Source organism: Salipiger thiooxidans (assembly GCF_900102075.1).
Lineage (GTDB): Bacteria > Pseudomonadota > Alphaproteobacteria > Rhodobacterales > Rhodobacteraceae > Salipiger > Salipiger thiooxidans.
Genome location: NZ_FNAV01000011.1, coordinates 1 through 23,120 on the forward strand (window position 1 = coordinate 1; position 23,120 = coordinate 23,120).

The window sequence follows — 23,120 nt, forward strand, 5'->3', positions numbered from 1 at the left end:
CGTCCACCCGGCAGCCGTCGCCGGAGAAGTAGTAGCCCTTGTATTGCTGGAAATAGGTCTGCTCGAAGCGCTCGTGATCACCCCAGACCGTGCGCATCTGCCCCGGCCAGCTGTCGGCGATGGCCAGCACGCCCTCGGTCGGGCGATCCTCGACCACCTCGCCGCTGGTGGGTTCCAGCACCACCGGCTTGACCCCGAAGAACGGCTTCATCGCCGAGCCGGGCTTGGCGGCATGGGCGCCGGGCAGCGGTGTCATCAGGTGGCCGCCGGTTTCGGTCTGCCACCAGGTGTCCACGATCGGGCAGCGGCCCTGACCGATCTTGTCGTTGTACCAGTTCCACGCCTCCGGGTTGATGGGTTCGCCCACGGTGCCGAGCAGCTTCAGCGAGGATAGGTCGCAACCGGTTACGAAATCGTCACCCTGGCCCATCAGCGCCCGCAGCGCCGTCGGGGCGGTGTAGAACTGGTTGACCTTGTGCTTCTCGCAGACCTGCCAGAAGCGGCTGGCGTCGGGCCAGGTCGGCACGCCCTCGAACATCAGCGTGGTGGCGCCGTTGGCGAGGGGTCCGTAGACGATGTAGCTGTGGCCGGTGACCCAGCCCACGTCCGCGGTGCACCAGTAGACGTCGCCCTCGTGGTAGTCGAAGGTGATCTCCTGGGTCATGGCGGCGTAAACCAGATATCCACCACTTGCGTGCACAACCCCCTTGGGCTTGCCGGTCGAGCCCGAGGTATACAGGATGAACAGCGGGTCCTCGGCATTCATCGGCCGCGGCGGGCAGTCGGGGGCCGCGTGTTCCATCAGGTAGTTGAGGTCGACGTCCCGGCCCTGGATCCAGGTGGTCTGGTCTCCGGTATGCTTGACCACGAGGCAGCGGACCTTGTCCGAGCAGTGCAGGAGGGCGGCGTCGGTGTTGGACTTGAGCGCGGTGCGGCGGCCGCCGCGGGGCGCGGTGTCGGCGGTGATGACGATCTTGGCGCCGCAGTCGTTGATGCGGTTGGCAAGCGCGTCGGGCGAGAAGCCGGCGAAGACGATGGAATGGATGGCGCCGATGCGGGCGCAGGCGAGCATGGCGTAGGCCGCCTCGGGGATCATCGGCAGGTAGATGACGACGCGGTCGCCGCGCATGACGCCCTGGCTGAGCAGGACGTTGGCCATGCGGTTCACCTTGTCGTAGAGCTCGGCATAGGTGATGTGGCGGGCGGGGTCCTCGGGGTTGTCGGGCTCGAAGATGATCGCGGTCTGGTTGGCGCGGGTCTTCAGGTGGCGGTCGATGCAGTTGTAGGCGACGTTGAGCACGCCGTCCTCGTACCACTTGATCGAGACCTTGCCGAAATCGAAGCAGGTGTCCTTGATGCGGGTGGGCCGGGCCATCCAGTCGAGCCGCTGCGCCTGCTCCGCCCAGAACCCGTCCGGGTCCGAAATCGAGCGCGCATACATCTCCTCGTACCGCTCCGCGTCGACATGCGCGCCGGAGACAAAGTCGGATGACGGCGGGTAGGTCCCGGCGGCGGTGGTTTGAACGTCGTCTTTCATGCGATCCTCCCTCAGATCTCAATTCCTCGAGTGCCGCGATGCAGCATTTCCTGTCCCTGCGAGAATAATACCTGCGTTCGAAAAGAATGAAATAAGTATCTGTAAAGCCACGTTTTTTGTGTAAAGTATTTTCGTTAGCGTGTGAATTTATGTAAATTTCTTCAACTTCAGGGCGAAATTTTCCATGTATTCAAGCGGCTCGCTTTAACCGCCTGTAAAGGGGTTCCCGCCCCGCGCGTCCGTACCGCCCACCTGCGCGGGTGCGACAAAACGATGCGGTATGCCGATGTATGCCGTGGGGCGTGACCTCACGTCACCGTGAGTCGGCGGCAATGCGGCGTGATGAGAAAGTTCTCCTGACGCTTCTCCTCTGGGTGGAGCGGGCCCATGGCGCGTCGCAGCGAACGTGCTCTCGGGGCAGGGGCTGCGAAGACCCCCCTTGCGGATCCGCGTCCACCGGTTTGATGGTGTACAAACGAGGCAGCCCGATCTGGCCGTACGGTCTGCGTTCTCGGGAAGAGGCGCCCTGGGGGGGGCTGGCCGGTGCCGTCCATCCTTGAGGTCTGATCAGAACGGATGAACGCGCACAGTCGCGCACCGAGGCATCCGGCGAAGCTCCATCGCTGGCGATGCTCAACCTTAACAGCCTCAACCCGTCACCGGGCTGAACGGCCTTCAGGGACCAGTCCGCAAATACGAACGCCATCCGGAAACAAAAAGGGCGCCGCCCGGGAGATTGGGCGGCGCCTGACCTTCGGCCGGAGGGTTGAGGTGGCCGTGGGTGCTGATGCAGCGTTGTCCCAACCCTCGTCGAGCGGGCGGAAAATGGGAACTCTTATATTCTAAGAGCTTGCGGGCGGCGCGGCGGCCGGGGGCCGGTGAAATCGTGATTTCAACCCCTTTGGAACCTTTTTCCGAGACCCGGCGTTGAATGGGCAGAACGAACGGGGGCAGGCGATGCCCGCAGACGTCAAAATCAGGACATATCGGCCCCGGGGCAGCGACCCCCGGCGGAGGCTTCTCGCCGCCGCACGACCGGGTTGTGCCGTCCGCAACGGAAAAACGCAAAGGAGTCTTTGTCATGGAATTCGCCGGTATCGGGGGCTTTATCGTCCTCATTCTCGACATCTGGGCCATCGTCTCGATCCTGAGCTCGGGCGCCAGCACCGGATCCAAGGTGCTCTGGACCCTTCTCGTGCTCATCCTGCCGGTTCTCGGCTTCATCATCTGGCTCATCGCCGGTCCGCGCTCGTCGCGCGCCACGGTCTGACGCCCCCTCTCTACCTAACTCGGGCGTTTCGTGCTAAAGTTGAGTGCGAGCCGCTCCATATCTACTGAAACACAGCTTGATCAAGGAGGAAATCGTCATGCTGTACTGGGCTCTTCTGTTCTTCGTCGTCGCCGTTGTGGCCGCCGTCTTCGGCTTCGGGGGCATTGCCTCGGCATCCGCAGGCATCGCGCAGGTGCTGTTCTTCATCTTCCTGGTGCTCTTCGTGGTCACCCTGATCATGCGTCTCGTACGCAAGGCCTGACCCGACGGTTCTCCGCCGCGGTGCCACGACATCGGCACCGCGGCACCGCAGAGAACGGCACGACAGACATGAAAAAGCCGCGGTCCTTGCGGGCCGCGGCTTTTCCTTTGGCAGAGACGATCTGGATGAAAACGGGTAGATCAGGCCTTCAGTGTCTCGGTGGACGAGAAGAACATCGCCTGGCTGACCGCCGAGCGGACCTGATCCTCGGAGTAGGGCTTGGAGATCAGGAAGGCCGGTTCCGGACGCTCGCCGGTGAGCAGGCGCTCGGGGAAGGCGGTGATGAAGATGACCGGGCGGTTGCCCAGCGACTTCAGGATATCGTTCACCGCGTCGATGCCCGACGAGTTGTCGGCGAGCTGGATGTCCGCGAGCACGAGATCGGGGGTTTCCTTGCCGGCGAGGTCGACCGCGGCGCTGCGGGTACGGGCAACGCCGGTGACCCGGTGCCCGAGATCGGCGACGATGCTCTCGAGGTCCATGGCGATGATCGCCTCGTCCTCGATGATGAGCACGCGACCGGACACCGCATCCGCCATTTCCTGACGGGCGAGGGTCACCAGTTGCTGTGCCTCGGAGCGGTCGATCTGCATGATCTCGGCGACCTCGTCGAGCGAGAACTCCTCGATGGTGTGCAGCAGCAGGGCCTCGCGGCTGTTGGCGGTCAGCTTGGCCAGTCGGTCCTGCGCCTTGGCAAGTGCACCGCTGGTCTCGTCGGCCATGGGGGCGCCGGTGGTGGCCCAGATGCCGTGGAAGACCCGGAACATTCCGACCTTCGGCGAGCTGGCCATTTCGGCGCTGCTGCGGTCGGCAAGGATCGCTTCGAGTGTGGCGGCGGCGTAGTTGTCGCCTGTCGTCTGACTTCCGGTCAGCGCACGCGCGTAACGGCGCAGGTAGGGAAGCGCTGCTCCGATGGCCTGACTCAGGTCACCCTTTGTCATATCGATCGTCCTTTTTTCGATTTTTTTCGGGAACCAAACGCTGCATCGCTGCATTGGTTCCGGCATGAGTGGAAAATAATGCACGGGCGCGGCAGTTAAAAGAGCAAGGACAACATGGGTCATACGCGGAGAAAAGACAAAGAGACCGAGGTCATCGACGAGAACCTGCGGCGGGTGTATCAGGACATGCTGGACGAAAAAGTGCCGGACCGTTTCCTTGATCTCATCGCGCAGTTGCGCTCTCAGGAAGAACCGTCTTCCGGCGGGGAGGCCCAATGAGCGGCGATCCACGCGACGAACTCGTCGATCACCTCCCGGCGCTGCGCGCCTTTGCGTTGTCGTTGACGCGCAACGGCGCGGTCGCCGATGACATGGTTCAGGACACGCTGGTCAAGGCGTGGTCAAAGATCTCGACCTTCGAGGCCGGGACCAACATGCGGGCATGGCTCTTCACCATACTGCGCAACACCTATTATTCGAACCGCAGGAAGGCGGGGCGCGAGGTGTCCGATTCCGAGGGCATCTTCACCGAAAGCCTCTCCGAGAAGCCGGCCCACGACGGTCGGCTTCAGCTCGCGGATTTCCGGCGTGCCTTCGTCAAGCTCACCGACGAACAGCGCGAGGCGCTGATCCTTGTCGGCGCGCAGGGCTTCTCCTATGAAGATGCCGCAGAGACATGCGGTGTGGCCGTGGGCACGATCAAAAGCCGGGTCAACCGGGCGCGTGCAAGGCTGACCGAGCTCCTGAACCTCGATGAACACGAGGGTCTGGAGATGACGGACCAGGCCACGATGGCGGTGGTGACCGGAGCACGTCCGGCGGCGCGCTGATTGCGCGACGCCGGGAGCGGCCGGGAAACAGGACGGAAGCGAGCGGGGAATAATGAACGACAAGGCCGGCCTGCGACTGCGGCCCATGGGGCTTGCGGCGCGAATGATCCTGTTCCTGACGCTGGCGCTCGTTCCGATCGGCGTGGTGGCCTACTTCCAGACCGCCAAACTGCAGCAGGAGACCCGGCTGCGCTCGCAGCTGTCTCTCGTGGCCCTCACCGAGGCCGCGGCACTCGGAGAACGTGAAACCATTCTGCGCGCCCAGGGTGGCGCGCAGGCCCTCGGCGCGACCGTCGGTCAGGAGCTCGTCGTGCGCGCGGACCCGGAGATCTGCTCGGCGCGGCTCGCCTCCTATCTCGCGGCCTCGCCTGGCTATTCCTTTGCGACCTTCGTGACGGCCGATGGCCGGATGCCCTGTTCCTCGGCGGGGAGCGAGCTCGACATCGCGAATTTCCCGCGCGTCCAATCGCTGGTCGAACACCCGGGCGCCGCCGCGTGGCTGAACCCCAACGGGCCGCTGAGCCACCGCTCGGTGATCGTGGTGGCCGAGCCCTTCTTCCTTGGCGGCGAACTTGCCGGCCACGTGCTGCTTTCGGTGCCTTCGGCACTTCTGCCACGCACCCAGGGACCGGGCGACGGCCAGAAGGCGGCACCCTTCCAGGACATCGTGACGATCAACGAGCATGGCGAGATCCTGTCCTCGCGCGGGGGGCTCGACTCGGTCGACGGCATGCTGCCGGCGGACCTCGATCTCGCAAGCCTCGTGGGCGCGCGCTCGCAGAGCTTTGCCGCGCGCAGCAAGGACGGGGAAACCCGTGTCTACGCCGCGGCCCCGCTGGTGCCGGGCATGGTGCATGCGCTCGGGATCTGGAGCCACGACAACGTCGAGGCGCAGGGTCTGACGGTGAGCGGCGTCGCAAAGGCGCTGCCGCTCCTGATGTGGGCCGCGTCGGTGATCGTGGCCTTCCTCGCGGTGAACCGTCTGGTGATCCGCCACATCAAGCGCCTGTCCCGCCGGATGCGCAGCTTTGCCCGCACCCGCCGCATTCCCGACCACCACACCGACCTTGCGGTCCCGGCCGAGGTGGCGGAGATGGAGAATGACTTCCTCGACATGGCCGACGCCATCCTGCGCGATGAGGCGCAGCAGGAGAACGCGCTGCGCGAGAAGACCATCCTGCTGAAAGAAGTCCACCACCGGGTTAAGAACAACCTCCAGCTCATCTCCTCGATCATGAACATGCAGATCCGGCAGGCCAGCGAGGCCGAGACCCGGCTGGTGCTGCACCGTCTGCAGGACCGGATCCGCAGCCTCGCCACTATCCATCGCAACCTCTACCAGACCGAGGATCTCGGCCACGTCAATTCCGGCGTCCTGCTCGAGGAGCTGGTGGCGCAGATGACCCAGATGACCGAGGTCAACGACCGTCCCGTCCGGGTGCGGACCGAGCTTGCCCATGTCGAGGCGGTGCCCGACCAGGCGGTGCCGCTGTCGTTGCTGACCGCCGAGGCGCTGACCAACGCGATGAAATACGCCTCGCCTGCCGCAGGCCAGAACCAGGCGGATGTCTCGGTGCGCTTCGAGCACGAGGGCGACGGGCGCGCCGTGCTCGAAATCAGCAACAGCGACGCCACGCCCGAGACCGTCGATCCGGCGATCCGGATCGAGCCCAAGGGCCTCGGTTCGCGCTTGATCCAGGCCTTCGCGACCCAGCTCGGCGGCGACCTGATCCAGGGCCGCGAGGGCGATCGCTACCGCGTCCAGGTGGCGTTCTCGCTCAAGGATTTCGAGCCGGACGAAACCCTGCCAACCAAGGTGCCGGATGTCCCAGACTTCTGATCTCCCCGATGCGGCCCCGCTGCCGCGTCCGCTGACCTCCCGCGGCACGCCGCGTCACGTAGGTGTGGAGATCGAATTCTCGGGGATCACCGAGGAACGGGCGGCGCGGCTGCTGGCGCGCGACCTGAACGGCGCGGCGAGCGAGGACGAGCCCGGCCACTGGGTGGTGAGCGGCAGCGATCTCGGCGATTTCGAGTGCTACCTCGACAGCCGCCCCTTGCAGAAGCTCGACCGCGACGGCTTTGGCGCGCAGCTCCGTGAGCTGGCGCGCAGCGTCGTCCCCGTGGAGGTGGTGAGCGACCCCATCGAGGTCGGCCAGATCGAGGCGCTCGACAAGGCGCTGGTGTCGCTGGGGAACGCGGGTGCCACCGGCACCTCGAGCGGGGTGCTGCTGGGCTTCGGCACGCATTTCAATCCCGAGGCGGTGTCGCTCGACTTTGCCGACGTCGCGCCGGTACTGACCGCCTACGCGCTGATCGAGGATCACCTGCGCCGCATCGCGGGCATCGACCTGGCGCGGCGGCTGCTGCCCTGGGTCGATCCCTATCCGCGCGCGCTGGTCGACCGGCTGGCAGCGCCGGACGCGCCCGCCGACATGCGCAACCTCATCAACACCTATCTCGAGCACGCGCCCTCGCGGAACCACGGGCTCGACATGCTCTGCATCTTCGCCGAAATCGACCATTCCCGCGTCGCGCGGGTGATGGACATGGAACAGATCTCGGCCCGGCCGACCTATCACCTGCGGCTGCCCGACTGCCGCATCGACGAGCCCGGCTGGTCGCTCGCGAAGGAATGGAACCGCTGGGTGCTGGTCGAGCGGGTCTCGGAGAACCCGGCGCTGATGGCGCGGCTGAAGGCGGCGTGGCGGGACCATCGCGCCTCGCTCACCACGTTGCGGTCCGACTGGGCGGGGCGGGTGAAGCACATCCTGCAGGAGGCGGGGCTTTGAGGCCGGTCATTGGCGTCACCGTCTCGCGCCGCTCGGGCTGGCGGGTGTTTCCGCTGATGGCGCTGGCGGTCTGGCTCGCCGGTGGGCGGGCTTTGCGCTGGCAGACCGGATACCGGAGGGTCGATCTCGACAAGGTGGACGGCGTGGTGATCGGTGGCGGCGACGACATCGCGCCCACGCTCTACGGCGGCGAGCTGCGGCTTGGGGTGCGGCTCGACCCGGCACGGGACACGATGGAATCGGACGTGCTGCGCGGCGCCTTCGAGCGGCGGCTGCCGATCCTCGGGATCTGCCGGGGCTCGCAGATGCTGAACGTGGTCCTGGGTGGCACGCTGCACCAGGACGCCTACGAGGTCTACGACTCGCGCCATATCCGCACCATCCTGCCGCGCAAGCGGGTCGAGATCGGCGAGGACACGCTGCTGTCGCGTTCGGCGCGGGCAAACTGTCTCTATGTGAATGCGCTGCACAGCCAGTCGGTAAATGTGCTGGGAGAGGGGCTCCGGGTGGCTGCGCGCGACGACGGCGGCATGGTGCAGGCCATCGAGCGTGTCACCGATCCCTTCGCGCTGGGGGTGCAGTGGCATCCAGAGCATCTGATCTACCGGCGTGCCCATCGCCGGCTGTTCCGCTCGCTGGTCGCCGCGGCCAAGGCGGGCAGGGTCAGCACGCCGCAGCTGGTTGCGGCCGAAGCCGAGGCGGAGGCGCAGCAGGAACCGCTCTGGAGCTGACGCCCCCGCCGGGTCTTCCCTAGGCGGGCAGCGCGTCCGGGTGCGGGGCGGTCTCGAACTCCGCCGCCGTCACGTCGAGCACGATATGTCCGCCCTTGGCCACCGGGGCGCGGTGCGCCAGCGCCGAGACGGGCAGGGCTCGCTGCTCGTGGCCGAAGAACTTGCCGTTGTCGACGATGAAATAGGCCAGCCGGTTCTCGACCGGATCGGCGAGGATGTCCGACAGCGTGCCGAGCTCGGCGTCGCGTGCGAAGACCTCGCGTCCCAGCCAGCGGGTCAGGCGGGTGTAGCGGTCGAGCGCCTCTTCGGCGCGCGGATCGGGGGGCATGTCGGCCTCGTCCTCTCCGCCTTCGCTGGCGAAGGCCGCCATGGCGAGCGGCGCGTGGGTGGCTCCGAAGGGCCCCACGACGAGCGGCGGCAGCGCGGTGAGAAGGGCCGAGAGCTCGTCGGCGTCGCCGCCCCAGCTCGGCGCGGTCTCGAGTTCTTCCGGCGTGATCCGCAGCTCGACCTCGCGCGCATGCGGGTCCGTCTTCCCGAGCCGCGACGCCGAGGCCAGCACCTGACGCCCGGAGACCCCGCCCGGGCGCAGCGAAAGATAGGTCATCTGCCGATTGTCGGGATCGAAGAGGATGTCGGAGAGGGCCGCGGTCTTGTCGGCGGTGCGCACCCGCCAGCTGAGCATGTCGGAAAGGCTTTGGAGCATGGAGAACCTCCGGAGGATGTGTGGCATTTGAGCAATAAACTGCCGAGCTCTCGGGAATGTTCCGGAACCCGTACCTGATCATACCCGTTTAGATCGTGAACATCGACAGGAGGCCGCCATGCCCAGTGATATCTTCATCGCAGGATTGGCCGCACTCACGGTCGTCGCAGTCCTTATCTTCGCGCTCACCAGCGCCAAGGATCGTGACAGTGACTCACGTTAGGCCGGGCGGACAATACTGACGCGCAAAAGCCGCAAGGCGGGGTTGGCGGGATAACCGCCGGCCCCGACCCCCTATTCAGGGCACGACTCCGGCCAGCCATGTCGATTTCCTGCCTGCATCTTCCGCATCTCCGGGCCTGCCACCGCTTGCTCGGGGAAAATTCTGCCGTTCTTAAAGGCGACTGAATTTGTCAGGTTGACTTTCCCGATCATTTTGCTCAGTTTTCACCCATCGGCCGGCGCCACACCATGCAGCGCCCGCCCGGAAAGATGATGGAGGCTGACATATGGCTATGGAGAGAAGCCACGCGGTGACCGAAGGCCCGCGTCGCGACGACAAGGATCTCGTTTCGATGGTGTTCGGAGGCCTCTGGCCGGTCGAGATCAGCGTCGAGGCCCTGCTGGATCGTCTCGAGGCCCGCGAGGCAGCACGATGATGGAGAGCCGTTTCAGCGCCGACGCGTCGACGCCCGCCCTGCCGCGCCACGTGGCCCGCGAACTCACCGCAAACGGGAATATCGCCGAGATCGAACTCGACGGCCAGATCTACATCCTGCGGATCACCAAGGCCGGGAAGCTCATTCTGACCAAGTGAGTCCATCGTCTGCCAGCCAAGACAAAAAGACACGCCAACGAGGACAGACCATGAAATTTGCCACTTCCACCGCACTTGCGATGCTGCTCGCGGCCCCGGCCTTTTCCGCGACCGATGCGGCCGGCGCGCCCGACAAGGCCTCGGTGCTCGAGACCTATGCCGACATTGCGCTCGCGGGCTACGAGGACAGCCTGTCGACCGCGAAGGCGCTGCAGGAGGCCGTCGAGGCGCTGATTGCCGAACCCTCGGAAGAGACGCTCGCCGCCGCCCGCGAGGCATGGCTGGTGTCGCGCAACCCCTACCAGCAGACCGAGGTCTTCCGCTTCGGCAACCCGATCGTCGACGACTGGGAAGGCAAGGTGAACGCCTGGCCGCTGGACGAGGGGCTCATCGACTACGTCTCCGAGGAGTACGAGGGACCGACCGACGAGAACGAGTACGCGGCGCTCAACATCATCGCCACCCCGCAGGCGACCATCGCCGGGCAGGAGGTCGATGCCTCCGAGATCACGCCCGAGCTGATCGCCGACACGCTGAACGAGGCCGACGGCATCGAGACCAACGTGGCGCGCGGCTATCACGCCATCGAGTTCCTGCTCTGGGGACAGGACCTGAACGGCACCGAGCCGGGCGCGGGTGAGCGTCCCTACACCGACTATGCCACCGGCGACGACTGCACCGGCGGCAACTGCGACCGCCGGGCCGACTATCTCAAGGCCGCGACCACGCTGCTGGTTTCGGATCTCGAGGAGATGGTCGCCGCCTGGGGCGCGGACGGCGAGGCCCGCGGCGCGGTGCTCGAGGACGAGAACGCCGGCATCACCGCCATGCTCACCGGCATGGGCTCGCTCTCCTACGGCGAGCAGGCCGGCGAGCGGATGCGCCTCGGCCTGATGCTCAACGACCCCGAGGAAGAGCACGACTGTTTCTCGGACAACACCCACAACTCGCACTTCTACGACGGCAAGGGCATCCAGAACGTCTACCTGGGCTCCTACACCCGCGTCGACGGCTCGACCGTCGAGGGAGCGTCGCTGTCGGAGCTCGTCGCCGCCACCGATTTGGCGCTCGACGACGAGATGAAGACCAAGCTCGACACCACGATGACGGCGCTCGGCGCCATCAAGGAGGCAGCCGAGGGCGGTTTCGCCTATGACCAGATGCTGGCCATCGGTGACGAGAAGGGCGAGGAGCTGATCATGGGCGGCGTGAACGGCCTGATCGACCAGACCCGCACCGTCGAGCGCATCGTCGGCGCGCTCGACCTCTCCGGCGTCGCGTTCGAAGGCTCTGACAGCCTCGACAACCCCGACGCCGTCTTCCAGTAAGGGGACCACCGATGATCGTCTGCCATTGCCAGGGTATCACAGACCGCGACATTCATGCGGCAATCGACTGGATGCGGGCGTCTGATGAGCAGACGATCATCACCCCCGGGAAAATCTACCATGCTCTTGGAAAATCGGCAGATTGCGGAGGCTGCATGCCGTTTTTCTTGCAAACGATGCGCGCGAACGACAATCTCGAAGTACCCATGGAACTTCGCGGACTTAGACGCCGTGGACTAACACAGGACCAGCGCAATGAAGGGCGACGATAAAGTCATCGAATATCTCAACAAGGCTCTCCGGTCGGAACTGACCGCGGTGAGCCAGTACTGGCTGCACTACCGGCTCCAGGAGGACTGGGGGCTTGGGCACATGGCGAAGAAGAGCCGTGAGGAAAGCATCGAGGAGATGCACCATGCCGACAAGCTGATCACCCGGATCATCTTCCTGGGGGGCCACCCCAACCTGCAGAAGCTCGATCCGCTGCGCATCGGCGAGACTCCGAAGGAGACCCTCGAGGCCGATCTCGCCGCCGAGCACGAGGCCCGCACGCTCTACAAGGAAGCGCGCGAATACTGCGAGTCCGTCGGCGACTACGTCACCAAGAACCTCTTCGAGGAACTGATGACCGATGAGGAAGGCCATATCGACTTCCTCGAGACCCAGCTCGACCTCTACGCCAAACTTGGAGAGGAACGCTATGCGCTGCTCAACGCCTCGCCGATGGACGAGGCCGAGTGAGATCACACTCTGCGCCGCGCTGCTGCTGAGCAGCGCGGCCACTGCCGCCGAGCCCGGGGACACAGCGCCGGGGCTCGGCGATCCACATCTCAGGATCATTCCCCGCACCGATGACGAGCGCGCCCGCATAGCCCGGGTGACCGCGCACACCCGCGATTTCTCGGCGTCCGAGCCTTTCGAGACCCGGCCCGGCGGCGCCGCCACCGTGCGCGCCCGGCGTGACGCGCAGGCCTTCGCGCAGCCTTCGGGGAACCTGCCCGAGGCGCGGCGCATGGAGTTCACCCTTGGCGACGCGCTGTTCCAGAAGCTCTGGACCTCGTCGCCGTCCTCGACCCGCGCCTCGGACGGGCTGGGGCCGCTCTACAACGCCCGCAGTTGCCAGTCCTGCCACATCCGCGACGGTCGAGGGCACGCGCCCGACGGGCCGGGGGACACCGCCGTGTCGATGTTCCTGCGGGTCTCGGTGCCCGCCGATCCCGGCGCTGACGTGCCGCGGATCGAGGGCTGGATCGCCACCGCGCCGGACCCGGTCTATGGCGGCCAGCTTCAGGATTTCGCCACCGTCGGCCAGCGCGCCGAATACCGGCTCGAGATCGCCTATGACGAAATCGCGGTGCCGCTCTCGGGTGGCGAGGTGGCACAGCTGCGCGCGCCCAGCTATGCCGCCGCCGCCCTCGGCTACGGCCCTCTGGCTCCTGACGCGATGCTGAGCCCGCGCGTCGCGCCGCAGATGATCGGCCTCGGCCTGCTCGAGGCGATCCCCGCGGCCGACATCCTTGCCGGCGCCGACCCCGACGACCTCGACGGCGACGGCATCTCGGGCCGGCCCGCGCTGGTCTGGTCCGCCGGTCACGACGCCCCGATGCTGGGCCGCTTCGGCTGGAAGGGCGGCGAGGCCACGGTGCGCGACCAGAGCGCCGCCGCCTTCTCGGGCGACATCGGCATTGCCACGCCGCTGCAGACCGCGCTCTGGGGCGATTGCACCGCGGCGCAGACCACCTGCCGCGACGCGCCCCACGGCGGCGATGCGAACGGCGTCGAGATCAGCGCCGAGGCCTTCGACGCGGTGGTCTACTACACCGAGAACCTCGGTGTGCCTGCCCGCCGCGACCCCGGCGACCCGGAGGTGCTGCGCGGCAAGCAGGTGTTCTACGACACCGGCTGCCCGGCCTGCCACACGCCGAAATTCGTCACCGCCCGGCTCGAGGACCAGCCCGAGCAGAGCTTTCAGCTGATCTGGCCCTATTCCGACCTGCTGCTGCACGACATGGGCGAGGGGCTTGCCGATCACCGCCCCGAGGGCCGCGCCACGGGCCGCGAGTGGAAGACCCCGCCGCTCTGGGGCATCGGCTTGACCGGACAGGTGTCGGGGCATACCACGTTCCTGCACGATGGCCGCGCGCGGTCGCTTCTCGAAGCCGTTCTCTGGCACGGCGGCGAGGCCGAGCCCCACCGCGATGCGGTGGTCGACATGCCGCCCCCCGACCGTGCCGCGCTGATCCGCTACCTGGAAAGTCTCTGAATGCGATATTCCCTCATGCTTTGTGCTTGTCTTGCCGCCAGCCCCGCGATGGCCGGCATCGAAGAGGCGCTGACCGATCACATCCTGCCCGGCTTCGCGGGCTTCTCCACCGCCGCCGACGCGCTTGCGGTGACCGCAGAGGCGGACTGTTCGCCCGACGCGCTGCGCGCGCCCTGGAACGCTGCCTTCGACGCCTGGACCGAGATCGGCGACGTCCGCATGGGCCCGTCCGAGACCGGCGCGCTCTCGGTGTCGTTCTGGCCCGACGCGCGGGGCTTCACGCCCAAGACGCTGCGCCGGCTGATCTCGTCCGAGGAAGAGGTCGGCACCGATCCCACAGCCTTTGCCGATGTCTCGATCGCCGCGCGCGGGCTCTTCGCGCTCGAGCAGATGCTCTACGACGCGGATTTCGACGACTATGCCCCCGGCAGCTATGCCTGCACGCTGGTGCAGACCGCGACCGCCGATCTCGCCTCGCAGGCGCAGGCGCTTGAGGCGGGCTGGCGCGACGGCTACTCGGCGGTGCTGCGCTCGGCGGGCGCCGAGGGCAACTCGGCCTTCCTCTCCGAGCAGGAGGCGATGACTGCGCTTTACACGCAGGTGCTCTCGAGCCTCGAGTTCACCGCCGACAGCCGTCTCGGCCGCCCGCTTGGCACCTTCGAACGGCCGCGCCCGACCCGGGCCGAGGCATGGCGGTCCGGGCGGTCGCTGCGCAACGTGTTGCTCTACGCCGAGGCCGCCGAGGAAATGGCGATGGCGCTCTCGGACGGCGAGATGCCACAGACCGAGGCCGCGATGCAGCGCCTCAGGGACGCGGCCGAGAAGGTTTCGGACCCGTCGCTGCAGGACATCGAGGACCCGTCGGCGCGGCTGCGCGTCGAGATCGTGCAGCAGAATGTGCGCGCCCTGAGCGGCTACATCGAACAGGAGCTCGGCGTGCCGCTGGGCCTGACCGCGGGCTTCAACTCGCAGGACGGAGACTGATCCTATGACCACCCGCCGCGCCTTCCTGGCAAGCCTCCTCGCCGCCTCCGCGACCCCGGCCGTGGGCTGGGCGGCGGTGGGCGATCCGACCTATCTCGCCGCCGCGAAGCTGCCCGATGGCAGCTACATGCTGGCCGGGCTGCGCGAAGACGGCTCCACCGCCTTCAGCGTCCCGCTGCCCGCCCGCGGCCACGCCGCCAGCGCCCACCCGACCCGGGCGGAGGCCGTTGGTTTCGCCCGCCGGCCCGGCACCTACGCGCTGGTCATCGACTGCCGTGACGGCGAGGTGCTGCACCGGCTGACGCCGCCCGCGGACCGCCAGTTCAACGGCCACGGCACCTTCTCGCCGGACGGCAAGCTGCTCTACACCGTCGAGCAGAGGGTCGAGGACAGCGAGGGCTTCATCGGCATCTGGGACACCGAGGCCAACTATTCGCGCATCGGAGAATTCGCGAGCCACGGGGTTGGCCCGCATGACCTGCGGGTGATGCCCGACCACGAGACGCTGGTGATCGCCAACGGCGGCATCCAGACCGACAAGTGGGACCGCGCGAAGCTCAACACCGACACGATGCGGCCGAACCTCGTCTACACGACGCTGGACGGGACGCTGCTGGAACTGCGCGACCTGCCTGATTTCTACCAGAACTCGATCCGCCACCTCGCGCTGCGCCCAGACGGGCTGGTGGGTTTCGCGATGCAGTGGGAGGGCGAGGAAAGCTACGCGCCGCCGCTTCTGGCGCTGCACCGCATGGGCGAGGAGCTGGTGATCTGCGAGGCGCCGCTGAGCGACGAGCTGGCGATGGACGGCTACGCGGGCTCGGTCGCCTTCTCGGGCGACGGCAGCGAGATCGCCATCACTTCGCCGCGCGGCGGCCGCATCCACCGCTTCTCGGACAGCGGAGAGTTTCTCGGCGCGATCTCGCGGGCGGATGTCTGCGGGCTGGCGCCGCACGCGGGCGGCTACATGGCCAGCGACGGGCTGGGCGGGGTGCTGCTGATCGGGCCCGAGGGCGCCAGGCCGCTGGCACTGGCCGAGGCGTCGTGGGACAACCACCTCGTGCCGATCGCGGCGGCGCGGACGTAACGCGTCCGCCTCGCGCAGGCGCCCTGCGCGGGCCGTGCCGGCACGTCCGGGCCTAGCGGCGCGCGGCCACGGTGTCGCGGATCACCTGCTCGACCTTCTCCAGAAGCACGGCATTGTCGAACTTCGCCACCGCCGTGTCGCGGGCGGCACGGGTCATGGCGCTGCGGTCCTCCATGTCGAGGATCACGCCGATGCGCTCGGCGAAGCCGCGCTCGTCCCATTCCTCGACCAGAAGCCCGTTCACCCCGTCCTCGACCGCCTCGGGGATGCCGGCGTGCCACGTCGACAGGGTGATGCAGCCGCAGGCCAGCGCCTCCTGGATGGCGGTGGGCAGGCCCTCGGTGTTGCCGTTCTTCGCGGTGACCGAGTGCTGCAGGAAGGTCTCGGTGCGGGTGAGATGCGCGCGCACCTCGTCATGGGGCAGGGCGCCGGTGAAGGTCACCTGATCCGCCACGCCCAGCTCGGCGGCCATGCCCTTGCAGGGCTCGAGCAGCGGCCCGTCGCCGATGAAGGTGAGATGCGCCTCGCGGCCCCTGGCGGCCTCGGCGAAGGCGCGCAGCGTCACCTGCGGGGCCTTCTTCTCGACCATGCGCCCGACGGCAAGGAAGCTGCCCGGCACCTTCTCGCCAGGGGTGAAGCGGCGGATGTCGACACCCGAGGGCACCACATGGGCGTTGCCATGGGTGACACCGTGGGCGGCGAGGTTGCCCAGCAGGAATTGCGAGACCGAGAACACCCCGTCGAGCATCGGCATCATGTGCCGGTAGGCGCGCACGGTCTGCCTCTTGCGCAGCGCGAAGCTGGCGTCGGTGCCGCGGAAATAGCTGAAGCAGGGCAGGCCCATCTCGCGTGCGAGCCCGGCCACCACCAGCGCCTGCGTGCCGAATTCCGCAAGCACGACCTCGACCTCCTGCGCCTGCAGCCAGTCGCGCAGCCGGGCTTTGGCGTCGCCGAAGGGCAACCGGCCGGTGCCGGTCAGCGCGGCGTTCCAGCCCATGGCGAAAGGCGCGCGCAGGCGGTCGGCCAGGCTGAGCGGCGCGCGGCGCTCGAACAGCGGCTTGCCCAGCGGGTCGTTGCCGTTGAAGCGCCCCGCCAGCACGCAGGTGTCGCCGCCGAAGATGTGGGCGATGTGGCGGTTGATGAAGGTCTCGCCCTGGACGAAATAGTCGGACGTGGCGATGCAGGTCTTCATGGGGCCTCCGGGGCGCGGCGGGACGGGGCCCTTGTGCCTTGCCCGGTCACGGGGCGCAAGGGCGGGGTCAGAGCCCCTCGTGGAACTCGTCGATCAGGTGCTGGACCACGGCGCGCATCCGGCCCTCATCGGTGCCGCCGCCGGTCTCGGCGGCGACCCGCTGGCGGGAGGAACTGTTGCCCTCGGCCACCACCAGCCGTGCGCGCTCGATCTCGGCGAGGCAGCCGAGCGCCTGCGCGTCCTCCTCGATGAGGGCGATGAGCTCGTCGAAGAGCTGCGCGCAGGGCACGATCTTCTGGGCGCCGAAGTCGATCAGCCCCTCGGTCACGCCGTAGCGTTGTGCCCGCCAGCGGTTTTCTCCGATGAGGAAGTTCTCGTAGATCCGCCAGCGCAAATTGCGGCGGCGCATGCGCCAGAGCATGCGCAGGATGCACTGGGTGAGCGCTGCCAGCATCAGCGCGTCCTCGAGCCGGGGCTGCACGTCCATGATCCGGGTCTCGAGCGTGGGAAAGCGCGACGAGGGGCGCAGGTCCCACCAGATCTTGCTGCTGTCCTCGATCACGCCGAGATCCACCAGCGCCTGCACCGAGCGCTCGTAATCCTGCCAGTTGGAGAAATGCGGCGGCAGTCCGGTGCGGGGCAGGTTGTCGAAGACCGAGATCCGGTAGCTCGCGAGCCCCGTGTCGATGCCCTGCCAGAACGGCGACGAGGTCGAGAGCGCCAGCAGGTGGGGCAGGAAATAGCCGGCCTGCCGCATCAGGTCGGCGCGCAGCTGGTCGTCCTCGGTGCCCACGTGCACGTGCATGCCGCAGATCAGCATGCGCTGCACCACGCCGCCGAGATCGCGGCGCAGGTCGTTGTAGCGCTCCTTGTCGGTGTGGTGCTGCTGGCGCCAATGCGCCAGCGGGTGGCACGAGGCGGAGATGGGCGTGAGGTTGAAATCCGCGGCATGGCGCGACACCGCTTCGCGCAGGCGGCGGAGGTCGTCGCGGGCGGTGGCGATGTCGGGACAGGGGCGGGTGCCGATCTCGATCTGGCACTGCAGGTATTCCGGGCTGACCTGATCCTCGAGCTCTGCGAAACAGGCGGCGAGCAGCGCCTTCGGCGCCTCTGTCAGCGCCAGCGTGTCGCGGTCGACGAGCAGGTATTCCTCTTCGATGCCAAGGCTGAAGGCCGGTGCGTCCATCGTCTTCTCCCCCGTTCCCGGTCCGAGCAAAGCAGAGCGCGGGGCTTCGGGCAAGGGCCGCGCTCAGACCGCAGTGAAGAGGACGGTGCGGAGGCTGGTCCCGGGCTGGCGCAGGTGGGCCAGCACCGCGGCCTCGGTGCGGCGGACGGCGATGTCCCTGGGACGGGCGTTCGCCGTCTGGTCGAACATGCGCGTGGCGCGGAAGCCGAGGTCGAGCGGCGCGTGCATGGCGACAGCGGCCACGGTTTCGGCTACCCCCGCGACGACTCTGCGGGTACCCGCCAGATCGATGAGCACCATCGTGTCGCTGCGCAGCCGCGGCGGGGCGCTGCCCGTCCCGAGGGACGAGAGGTCGTCCGCAGGGGTTATGTCGCCGGAAAGCTCGAGGCAGGCGAGGTTGCGCTTCTCAAGATACCTGGGTCGGACAGGCACGATGCGCGAACACAAAAGACATGCCGATTGCCGGCAATGGAAATCTACAGGCGATCCATGGGTGAATGAACTCAGGGCTGAGAATTGCGGTCGCGACCGTCAAGCGGAAGGTATGATGACACCTCTTTCCAGAGGCCATCCGGCGGCTCTGGGCCCGTCAGTCGGTGTCCGCGAGCAACTCGGCGAAGCTCTGATGGGGAAGGCCCAGCAGCGTGAGCGCCTGTTCCTCGCATTGCTGCACAAGCGACACCACGGCGCCGATGCCCTCCCATGAGCGGACGATGAATTTCGCCATCTCGTAGGAGAGCTTCGAAGGCGCGTAGTAGACGATCAGGGTCTGCTCGCCGGTGCCGAGGAAGATGTCGGCTTTCTTGGCCTGCAGCTTCATCAGACCGACGAAATCGGACTCGATGCCGGTGACGTTCGAGAGGTCGACGAGGTGTTTCTGGCCGGGGTGGCTCTGCGGGTGCCGCGCGTAATCGTCGAAAGCGCGCATGGTGTCATCGAGACGCGAAAAGCCTTCGTAGCGGACATAGACGATGCCGTGCCCCGGCAGGATCTGGAATGTGACAGACATGAAGAACTCGACTCAAATTGCGTTGCCCGGATCCGGCGCGCCAATGTCCCCCGTGGTCGCGTGGCCCGGATCGGTGCCCGAGACTGTCTAAAGTATCATACAATGCAATGTGTTCGGGGTCGCGTATCGCGCCGTCTCAGGCCTTACGCTAGGTAAACCCGCGACGGGACGAAGTGTTCCGGACACGGTGTTCGTCTCGCGCCCCGGAAAGCGGGCATCGCCTCTGCATGCCGGTTTCGGCGTTGCGTGCCGTCCCCTTGCCCGAAAGGAAAACGCCCCGGAACCTTGCGATTCCGGGGCGTCGAAGCGTCGTTCAGGTCAGGCCGTGGATCAGTCCATGGCCTTGAAGTTGAACTCGCCGCCTTCCTTGATGCCCGAGAACCAGCGCGCCGTGACGGTCTTGGTCTTGGTGTAGAAGCGGAAGGCGTCGGGGCCGTACTGGTTGAGGTCGCCGAAGCCGGACTTCTTCCAGCCGCCGAAGGTGAAGTAGCTCAGCGGCACCGGGATCGGGAAGTTGATGCCGACCATGCCCACGTTCACACGGTGCGCGAAGTCGCGCGCGGTGTCGCCGTCGGCGGTGAAGATCGACGTGCCGTTGCCGTAGTCGTTCTTCATGATCAGGTCGAGCGCCTCGTCGTAGGACTCGGTGCGCACCTGGCACAGGACCGGGCCGAAGATCTCTTCCTTGTAGATGTCCATGTCCTTGGTGACGTTGTCGAACATCGACGGGCCCACGAAGAAGCCGTCCTCGTAGCCCTGCAGCTCGAAGTCGCGGCCGTCGACCACAAGGTTCGCGCCCTGTTCCACACCCGAGGCGATGAGCCCGTTGATGCGATCCTTGGACGCCTGGGTGATGACCGGGCCGTAGTCCACGTCATTGCCGCCGGTGTAGGGGCCGACCTTGAGCGCTTCGATGCGGGGAACCAGTTTCTCGATCAGCGCGTCAGCGGTCTTCTGACCGACCGGAACCGCGACCGAGATCGCCATGCAGCGTTCGCCTGCAGCGCCGAAGCCGGCACCGACCAGCGCGTCGGCGGCCTTGTCGATGTCCGCGTCGGGCATGATGATCATGTGGTTCTTGGCGCCGCCGAAGCACTGGGCGCGCTTGCCGTTCGAGCAGGCACGGCCGTAGATGTACTGGGCGATCGGGGTGGACCCCACGAAGGCCACCGCCGGGATGTCCTCGTGGTCGAGGATGCCGTCGACGACGTCCTTGTCACCGTTGACCACCTGCAGGACGCCCGCGGGCAGGCCCGCTTCGATCAGCAGCTCGGCGAGACGCAGCGCGGTCGAAGGCACGCGCTCGGAGGGCTTGAGGATCATCGCGTTGCCGCAGGCCAGGGCGCCGGCCATCTTCCACAGCGGGATCATGGCGGGGAAGTTGAAGGGCGTGATGCCCGCAACCACGCCGAGCGGCTGGCGCATGGAGTAGAGGTCGATGCCCGGGCCGCCGTTGTCCATGAACTCGCCCTTGAGCATCGCCGGCGCGCCCATGCAGACCTCGACGAACTCGAGGCCGCGCTGCACGTCGCCCTTGGCGTCGGGCAGGGTCTTGCCGTGCTCGAGGCTGACCAGTTCTGCCAGCTCGTCCATGTGCTCGTTGATCAGGGCACCGAACTTCATCATCACGCGGGCGCGACGCTGCGGGTTGGTCTTGGCCCAGCCAATCTGTGCCTCGGCCGCCTTGGCCACGGCGTCGTTCAGCTCTTCGAGCGTCGCGAGCGGCACCTTGGCGATGGCTTCGCCCGTGGCGGGGTTGAAGACTTCGGTGAAGCGGCCCGAGGTGCCCTTCACGTGCTCGCCGTTGATGAAATGCGTCAGTTCTTTCATGATCGCTCCTCCTGTCATTCGGATTTGGCGCCACCTTAGTCTTGCGGAAATGCAGGCGATAGAGGTAATCGGGCAAAAGGGTTTTGCAATATTGCAAAGGTGACGGGATGCGCGAGAACTGGGACGACATGCGGATCTTCCTTGCCGTGGGGCGTGGCGACAGTCTGTCTTCGGCTGGACGGGTGCTGCGGATGGACCCGGCCACGGTGGGTCGCCGGGTGGCGCGGCTCGAGGAGACGCTCGGCCAGACGCTGTTTGCCAAGAGCCCGCAGGGCTACGCGCTGACCGAGGCGGGCACGCGGCTGCTGCGCCACGCCGAGGAGGCAGAGCAGGCGCTGGGGCTGGGCGCGCAGGCGGTGCGTGGCGCGGGCGAGGGCATGTCGGGGCAGATCCGCATCGGCGCGCCGGACGGCTGCGCCAACTTCCTGCTGCCGCAGGTCTGCGCCGAGATCGGGGCGCAGAATCCGGATCTCGAGATCCAGATCGTCGCCCTGCCGCGCATCGTGAACCTGTCGCGGCGCGAGGCGGACCTGGCGATCGGGGTCTCGGCGCCCACCGCCGGGCGGCTGGTCGTGCAGAAGCTCGCCGACTACAAGCTGCACCTCGCCGCCTCCGAGGACTACCTCGAGCGGCACCCGCCGATCCGCAGCCGCGCCGACCTGAAGGGGCACCGCATTGTCGGATACATCCCCGACATGATCTTCGACAAGGAACTCGACTACCTCGCCGATCTCGGGCTCGACCGGGTTGGGCTGGCCTCGAATTCGGTCTCGGTGCAGTTCCACTGGCTGCGGCAGGGCGCGGGCGTCGGAATCGTGCATGATTTCGCGCTGCCCGCAGCCTCTGGGCTGACCCGGATCCTGCCGGCGAAGGTCGAGCTGATCCGCAGTTTCTACCTTGTGCGCCACGCCGATGACCGCCGCGTCGGCAGGCTCAACACCTTTGCCGAGGCACTGGCACGGGGAATCCGGCGCGAGCTTGCGAGACTCGAAGGTCTGACTTGACAGATTGTCGCATGGGGCGGACGCTTTCTGCACGTGCATTTGAGCGATTGGAGGAGAGCGGTATGCAGGTTCAACAGATTCTCAAGGACAAGGCGGACGACGGCGTCGTCACCGTGACCCCGGATGCGACCGTCGCGGCGGCTGCAAAGGTCCTGGCCGAGCGCCGGATCGGGGGCGTGGTGGTTTCGGAGGACGGCCAGACGCCGCTTGGCATCCTGTCCGAGCGCGACATCGTGCGGGTTCTCGGCACCGACGGCCCCGACGTCCTGGCCTGGCGCGTCGATGCGCTGATGACCAGAGATCTCAAGACCTGCTCGCGCGACGACGACAGCAACGTGGTGCTCGCCCGGATGACCAAGGGCCGTTTCCGTCACCTGCCGGTGATCGAGGACGGCGTGATGGTCGGTATGATCTCGATCGGCGACGTGGTCGCGGCGCAGATCTCCGAGCTCTCGATGGAGAAGGAAGCCCTTCAGGGTATGATCATGGGATTCTGAGCGGCGCCCGCGCGCGGCTCGGGTCAGGCGGGCGCACTCTCCGCGCCTTGCGGACATTGCCGACTTTGCCCTCTAATGGGGCAACGAAAGGGCGACCGGCCACCGGTCGCCCTTATGTTCTTTTTGCATCGGGGGTTGCATTCATCAACGCAATATTGTTGCGTGCGGCAAAACGGTAGATGAGGGGCTTCCGTATGCGCATCGGCTTGTATCCCGGCACTTTCGACCCGATCACCCTGGGTCATATCGACATCATCCGGCGCGCCGCCGCCCTGGTGGACCGTCTCGTGATCGGCGTCGCGATAAACCGCGACAAGGGCCCGCTATTCCCGCTGGAAGATCGCGTGGCGATGATCGAGGCGGAATGTCGCGAGCTCTCGGAACAGACCGGCACCGAGATCGTGCCGCATCCCTTCGAGAACCTGCTGATCGATTGCGCCCATGACGTGGGCGCGCAGATCATCGTGCGCGGGCTGCGCGCGGTGGCGGATTTCGAGTACGAATTCCAGATGGTCGGGATGAACCGGGTGCTCGACGACAGTGTCGAGACGGTCTTCCTCATGGCCGAGGCCCGTCACCAGGCGATTGCATCGAAGCTGGTGAAGGAGATCGCCCGGCTGGGCGGCGACGTGAGCAATTTCGTCACGCCGCCGGTGCACGAGGCCCTCAAGGCACGCTTCGGCTGAGCGTGCCGGCCGCGGCTCAGCGGCCGTAGACGGCGCGGTGGGCCAGTTCGGCTTCCTTGCCCTGGATGTCGCAGTCGAGTCGGGTGCGCGGCGGCAGCGACATCAGGGTGTGCAGGGCGCGGCGGTAGGCGTAGCGGCGGTAGATGCTGTTCAGAACGGTCATTGTCTCGG

27 protein-coding genes are annotated in these 23,120 nt (G+C 66.8%); 18 read left to right on the forward strand and 9 right to left on the reverse strand.

Going from position 1 to position 23,120, the window contains the following annotated elements:
* A partial coding sequence (gene acs, locus BLQ77_RS16740; protein WP_089961295.1) for an acetate--CoA ligase occupies positions 1–1,537 on the reverse strand: 1,537 nt, incomplete at its 3' end.
* A gap of 1,081 nt (positions 1,538–2,618) precedes the next feature.
* On the opposite strand from acs, the gene BLQ77_RS16745 reads away from it, so the two are divergent.
* The gene (locus BLQ77_RS16745; protein WP_008884540.1) at positions 2,619–2,807 is read left to right on the forward strand and encodes a PLD nuclease N-terminal domain-containing protein; all 189 of its coding nucleotides are present in this window, start codon (positions 2,619–2,621) and stop codon (positions 2,805–2,807) included.
* Positions 2,808–2,904: 97 nt separating this feature from the next.
* Positions 2,905–3,069, forward strand: a complete 165-nt coding sequence (locus BLQ77_RS16750) for a DUF1328 domain-containing protein (protein WP_040384351.1) — start codon at positions 2,905–2,907, stop codon at positions 3,067–3,069.
* 140 nt (positions 3,070–3,209) lie between these two features.
* On the opposite strand, the gene BLQ77_RS16755 is transcribed toward BLQ77_RS16750, so the two are convergent.
* Positions 3,210–4,010, reverse strand: coding sequence for a response regulator (locus BLQ77_RS16755; protein WP_089961300.1), 801 nt, complete (start codon positions 4,008–4,010; stop codon positions 3,210–3,212).
* A gap of 114 nt (positions 4,011–4,124) precedes the next feature.
* Between BLQ77_RS16755 and BLQ77_RS28820 the strand changes: the two genes are divergently transcribed.
* The 5 genes from BLQ77_RS28820 to BLQ77_RS16775 are packed head-to-tail and all read left to right on the forward strand — an operon-like array spanning position 4,125 to position 8,363.
* Positions 4,125–4,289 (forward strand): NepR family anti-sigma factor, encoded by a 165-nt coding sequence (locus tag BLQ77_RS28820; protein WP_008886145.1) that lies wholly within the window; start codon positions 4,125–4,127, stop codon positions 4,287–4,289.
* Positions 4,286–4,840, forward strand: a complete 555-nt coding sequence (locus BLQ77_RS16760; protein ID WP_008885605.1) for an RNA polymerase sigma factor — start codon at positions 4,286–4,288, stop codon at positions 4,838–4,840. The genes BLQ77_RS28820 and BLQ77_RS16760 overlap by 4 nt, the downstream gene beginning before the upstream one ends.
* 52 nt (positions 4,841–4,892) lie before the next feature.
* Complete coding sequence (locus tag BLQ77_RS16765) at positions 4,893–6,680, forward strand: sensor histidine kinase (protein ID WP_089961303.1); 1,788 nt, start codon at positions 4,893–4,895, stop codon at positions 6,678–6,680.
* Positions 6,664–7,632 (forward strand): amidoligase family protein, encoded by a 969-nt coding sequence (locus BLQ77_RS16770; RefSeq protein WP_089961306.1) that lies wholly within the window; start codon positions 6,664–6,666, stop codon positions 7,630–7,632. Before BLQ77_RS16765 ends, BLQ77_RS16770 begins: the two co-directional genes overlap by 17 nt.
* On the forward strand, positions 7,629–8,363 hold the full coding sequence (locus tag BLQ77_RS16775) for a gamma-glutamyl-gamma-aminobutyrate hydrolase family protein (protein WP_089961309.1): 735 nt from the start codon (positions 7,629–7,631) through the stop codon (positions 8,361–8,363). The genes BLQ77_RS16770 and BLQ77_RS16775 overlap by 4 nt, the downstream gene beginning before the upstream one ends.
* 19 nt (positions 8,364–8,382) lie before the next feature.
* On the opposite strand, the gene BLQ77_RS16780 is transcribed toward BLQ77_RS16775, so the two are convergent.
* The gene (locus tag BLQ77_RS16780) at positions 8,383–9,066 is read right to left on the reverse strand and encodes a PRC-barrel domain-containing protein (RefSeq protein WP_008885990.1); all 684 of its coding nucleotides are present in this window, start codon (positions 9,064–9,066) and stop codon (positions 8,383–8,385) included.
* 509 nt (positions 9,067–9,575) lie between these two features.
* Here BLQ77_RS16780 and BLQ77_RS28825 point away from each other — a divergent pair.
* Genes BLQ77_RS28825 through BLQ77_RS16815 form a run of 8 tightly spaced genes read left to right on the forward strand, consistent with a single transcriptional unit; the run spans position 9,576 to position 15,545 of the window.
* Positions 9,576–9,725 (forward strand): hypothetical protein, encoded by a 150-nt coding sequence (locus BLQ77_RS28825; RefSeq protein ID WP_008885086.1) that lies wholly within the window; start codon positions 9,576–9,578, stop codon positions 9,723–9,725.
* Entirely contained in the window at positions 9,722–9,883 is a 162-nt protein-coding gene (gene hemP / locus BLQ77_RS16785; protein ID WP_008884592.1) for a hemin uptake protein HemP, read from the forward strand. Before BLQ77_RS28825 ends, hemP begins: the two co-directional genes overlap by 4 nt.
* 50 nt (positions 9,884–9,933) lie before the next feature.
* Complete coding sequence (locus BLQ77_RS16790; protein ID WP_089961312.1) at positions 9,934–11,211, forward strand: imelysin family protein; 1,278 nt, start codon at positions 9,934–9,936, stop codon at positions 11,209–11,211.
* 11 nt (positions 11,212–11,222) lie between these two features.
* Positions 11,223–11,483 carry a (2Fe-2S)-binding protein gene (locus tag BLQ77_RS16795; protein ID WP_089961315.1) on the forward strand — a complete coding sequence of 87 codons (261 nt, stop codon included), beginning with the start codon at positions 11,223–11,225 and terminating at the stop codon, positions 11,481–11,483.
* Positions 11,467–11,952, forward strand: coding sequence for a bacterioferritin (gene bfr / locus BLQ77_RS16800; RefSeq protein WP_008886199.1), 486 nt, complete (start codon positions 11,467–11,469; stop codon positions 11,950–11,952). The genes BLQ77_RS16795 and bfr overlap by 17 nt, the downstream gene beginning before the upstream one ends.
* Positions 11,912–13,474 (forward strand): di-heme oxidoreductase family protein, encoded by a 1,563-nt coding sequence (locus tag BLQ77_RS16805; RefSeq protein WP_242661753.1) that lies wholly within the window; start codon positions 11,912–11,914, stop codon positions 13,472–13,474. The genes bfr and BLQ77_RS16805 overlap by 41 nt, the downstream gene beginning before the upstream one ends.
* Positions 13,475–14,458, forward strand: a complete 984-nt coding sequence (locus tag BLQ77_RS16810; RefSeq protein ID WP_089961320.1) for an imelysin family protein — start codon at positions 13,475–13,477, stop codon at positions 14,456–14,458.
* A 4-nt stretch (positions 14,459–14,462) separates the two neighbouring features.
* Positions 14,463–15,545, forward strand: coding sequence for a DUF1513 domain-containing protein (locus tag BLQ77_RS16815; RefSeq protein WP_089961324.1), 1,083 nt, complete (start codon positions 14,463–14,465; stop codon positions 15,543–15,545).
* 52 nt (positions 15,546–15,597) lie between these two features.
* Here the strand turns inward: BLQ77_RS16815 and BLQ77_RS16820 are convergent, their stop codons facing one another.
* The 5 genes from BLQ77_RS16820 to BLQ77_RS16840 form a co-directional block, all read right to left on the reverse strand.
* Positions 15,598–16,737, reverse strand: a complete 1,140-nt coding sequence (locus BLQ77_RS16820; protein ID WP_089961329.1) for a glycosyltransferase — start codon at positions 16,735–16,737, stop codon at positions 15,598–15,600.
* 67 nt (positions 16,738–16,804) lie between these two features.
* Entirely contained in the window at positions 16,805–17,923 is a 1,119-nt protein-coding gene (locus BLQ77_RS16825; protein WP_089961333.1) for a carboxylate-amine ligase, read from the reverse strand.
* 63 nt (positions 17,924–17,986) lie between these two features.
* On the reverse strand, positions 17,987–18,355 hold the full coding sequence (locus BLQ77_RS16830) for a hypothetical protein (RefSeq protein WP_131822029.1): 369 nt from the start codon (positions 18,353–18,355) through the stop codon (positions 17,987–17,989).
* Positions 18,356–18,512: 157 nt separating this feature from the next.
* Complete coding sequence (locus BLQ77_RS16835) at positions 18,513–18,932, reverse strand: hypothetical protein (RefSeq protein WP_008885210.1); 420 nt, start codon at positions 18,930–18,932, stop codon at positions 18,513–18,515.
* A 330-nt stretch (positions 18,933–19,262) separates the two neighbouring features.
* A complete protein-coding gene (locus BLQ77_RS16840) occupies positions 19,263–20,762 on the reverse strand; it encodes a CoA-acylating methylmalonate-semialdehyde dehydrogenase (protein ID WP_008885829.1) in 1,500 nt (499 codons plus the stop codon).
* A gap of 107 nt (positions 20,763–20,869) precedes the next feature.
* Here BLQ77_RS16840 and BLQ77_RS16845 point away from each other — a divergent pair, with 107 nt between their 5' ends.
* From BLQ77_RS16845 to coaD, 3 genes are all read left to right on the forward strand, one after another.
* Positions 20,870–21,766, forward strand: a complete 897-nt coding sequence (locus BLQ77_RS16845) for a LysR family transcriptional regulator (RefSeq protein WP_089961338.1) — start codon at positions 20,870–20,872, stop codon at positions 21,764–21,766.
* 62 nt (positions 21,767–21,828) lie between these two features.
* On the forward strand, positions 21,829–22,263 hold the full coding sequence (locus BLQ77_RS16850) for a CBS domain-containing protein (protein ID WP_008883887.1): 435 nt from the start codon (positions 21,829–21,831) through the stop codon (positions 22,261–22,263).
* A gap of 194 nt (positions 22,264–22,457) precedes the next feature.
* Complete coding sequence (gene coaD / locus BLQ77_RS16855; RefSeq protein WP_008884868.1) at positions 22,458–22,949, forward strand: pantetheine-phosphate adenylyltransferase; 492 nt, start codon at positions 22,458–22,460, stop codon at positions 22,947–22,949.
* A gap of 16 nt (positions 22,950–22,965) precedes the next feature.
* Here the strand turns inward: coaD and BLQ77_RS16860 are convergent, their stop codons facing one another.
* A complete protein-coding gene (locus tag BLQ77_RS16860) occupies positions 22,966–23,112 on the reverse strand; it encodes a hypothetical protein (protein ID WP_008885512.1) in 147 nt (48 codons plus the stop codon).
* Positions 23,113–23,120 lie beyond the last annotated feature (8 nt).

What these genes read in the sequence shown, in the direction of transcription:
- BLQ77_RS16850 (WP_008883887.1), top strand. Translation starts at nt 21,829, where the DNA reads ATGCAGGTTCAACAGATTCTCAAGGACAAGGCGGACGACGGCGTCGTC.
- BLQ77_RS16805 (WP_242661753.1), top strand. Translation starts at nt 11,912, where the DNA reads ATGCGCTGCTCAACGCCTCGCCGATGGACGAGGCCGAGTGAGATCACA.
- BLQ77_RS28825 (WP_008885086.1), top strand. Translation starts at nt 9,576, where the DNA reads ATGGCTATGGAGAGAAGCCACGCGGTGACCGAAGGCCCGCGTCGCGAC.
- BLQ77_RS16860 (WP_008885512.1), bottom strand. Translation starts at nt 23,112, where the DNA reads ATGACCGTTCTGAACAGCATCTACCGCCGCTACGCCTACCGCCGCGCC.
- coaD (WP_008884868.1), top strand. Translation starts at nt 22,458, where the DNA reads ATGCGCATCGGCTTGTATCCCGGCACTTTCGACCCGATCACCCTGGGT.
- BLQ77_RS16770 (WP_089961306.1), top strand. Translation starts at nt 6,664, where the DNA reads ATGTCCCAGACTTCTGATCTCCCCGATGCGGCCCCGCTGCCGCGTCCG.
- BLQ77_RS16835 (WP_008885210.1), bottom strand. Translation starts at nt 18,932, where the DNA reads ATGTCTGTCACATTCCAGATCCTGCCGGGGCACGGCATCGTCTATGTC.
- BLQ77_RS16790 (WP_089961312.1), top strand. Translation starts at nt 9,934, where the DNA reads ATGAAATTTGCCACTTCCACCGCACTTGCGATGCTGCTCGCGGCCCCG.
- BLQ77_RS16815 (WP_089961324.1), top strand. Translation starts at nt 14,463, where the DNA reads ATGACCACCCGCCGCGCCTTCCTGGCAAGCCTCCTCGCCGCCTCCGCG.
- BLQ77_RS16820 (WP_089961329.1), bottom strand. Translation starts at nt 16,737, where the DNA reads ATGAAGACCTGCATCGCCACGTCCGACTATTTCGTCCAGGGCGAGACC.
- hemP (WP_008884592.1), top strand. Translation starts at nt 9,722, where the DNA reads ATGATGGAGAGCCGTTTCAGCGCCGACGCGTCGACGCCCGCCCTGCCG.
- BLQ77_RS16760 (WP_008885605.1), top strand. Translation starts at nt 4,286, where the DNA reads ATGAGCGGCGATCCACGCGACGAACTCGTCGATCACCTCCCGGCGCTG.
- BLQ77_RS16825 (WP_089961333.1), bottom strand. Translation starts at nt 17,923, where the DNA reads ATGGACGCACCGGCCTTCAGCCTTGGCATCGAAGAGGAATACCTGCTC.
- BLQ77_RS16810 (WP_089961320.1), top strand. Translation starts at nt 13,475, where the DNA reads ATGCGATATTCCCTCATGCTTTGTGCTTGTCTTGCCGCCAGCCCCGCG.
- bfr (WP_008886199.1), top strand. Translation starts at nt 11,467, where the DNA reads ATGAAGGGCGACGATAAAGTCATCGAATATCTCAACAAGGCTCTCCGG.
- BLQ77_RS16845 (WP_089961338.1), top strand. Translation starts at nt 20,870, where the DNA reads ATGCGCGAGAACTGGGACGACATGCGGATCTTCCTTGCCGTGGGGCGT.
- BLQ77_RS16745 (WP_008884540.1), top strand. Translation starts at nt 2,619, where the DNA reads ATGGAATTCGCCGGTATCGGGGGCTTTATCGTCCTCATTCTCGACATC.
- BLQ77_RS16840 (WP_008885829.1), bottom strand. Translation starts at nt 20,762, where the DNA reads ATGAAAGAACTGACGCATTTCATCAACGGCGAGCACGTGAAGGGCACC.
- BLQ77_RS16750 (WP_040384351.1), top strand. Translation starts at nt 2,905, where the DNA reads ATGCTGTACTGGGCTCTTCTGTTCTTCGTCGTCGCCGTTGTGGCCGCC.
- BLQ77_RS16780 (WP_008885990.1), bottom strand. Translation starts at nt 9,066, where the DNA reads ATGCTCCAAAGCCTTTCCGACATGCTCAGCTGGCGGGTGCGCACCGCC.
- BLQ77_RS16795 (WP_089961315.1), top strand. Translation starts at nt 11,223, where the DNA reads ATGATCGTCTGCCATTGCCAGGGTATCACAGACCGCGACATTCATGCG.
- BLQ77_RS28820 (WP_008886145.1), top strand. Translation starts at nt 4,125, where the DNA reads ATGGGTCATACGCGGAGAAAAGACAAAGAGACCGAGGTCATCGACGAG.
- BLQ77_RS16765 (WP_089961303.1), top strand. Translation starts at nt 4,893, where the DNA reads ATGAACGACAAGGCCGGCCTGCGACTGCGGCCCATGGGGCTTGCGGCG.
- BLQ77_RS16755 (WP_089961300.1), bottom strand. Translation starts at nt 4,010, where the DNA reads ATGACAAAGGGTGACCTGAGTCAGGCCATCGGAGCAGCGCTTCCCTAC.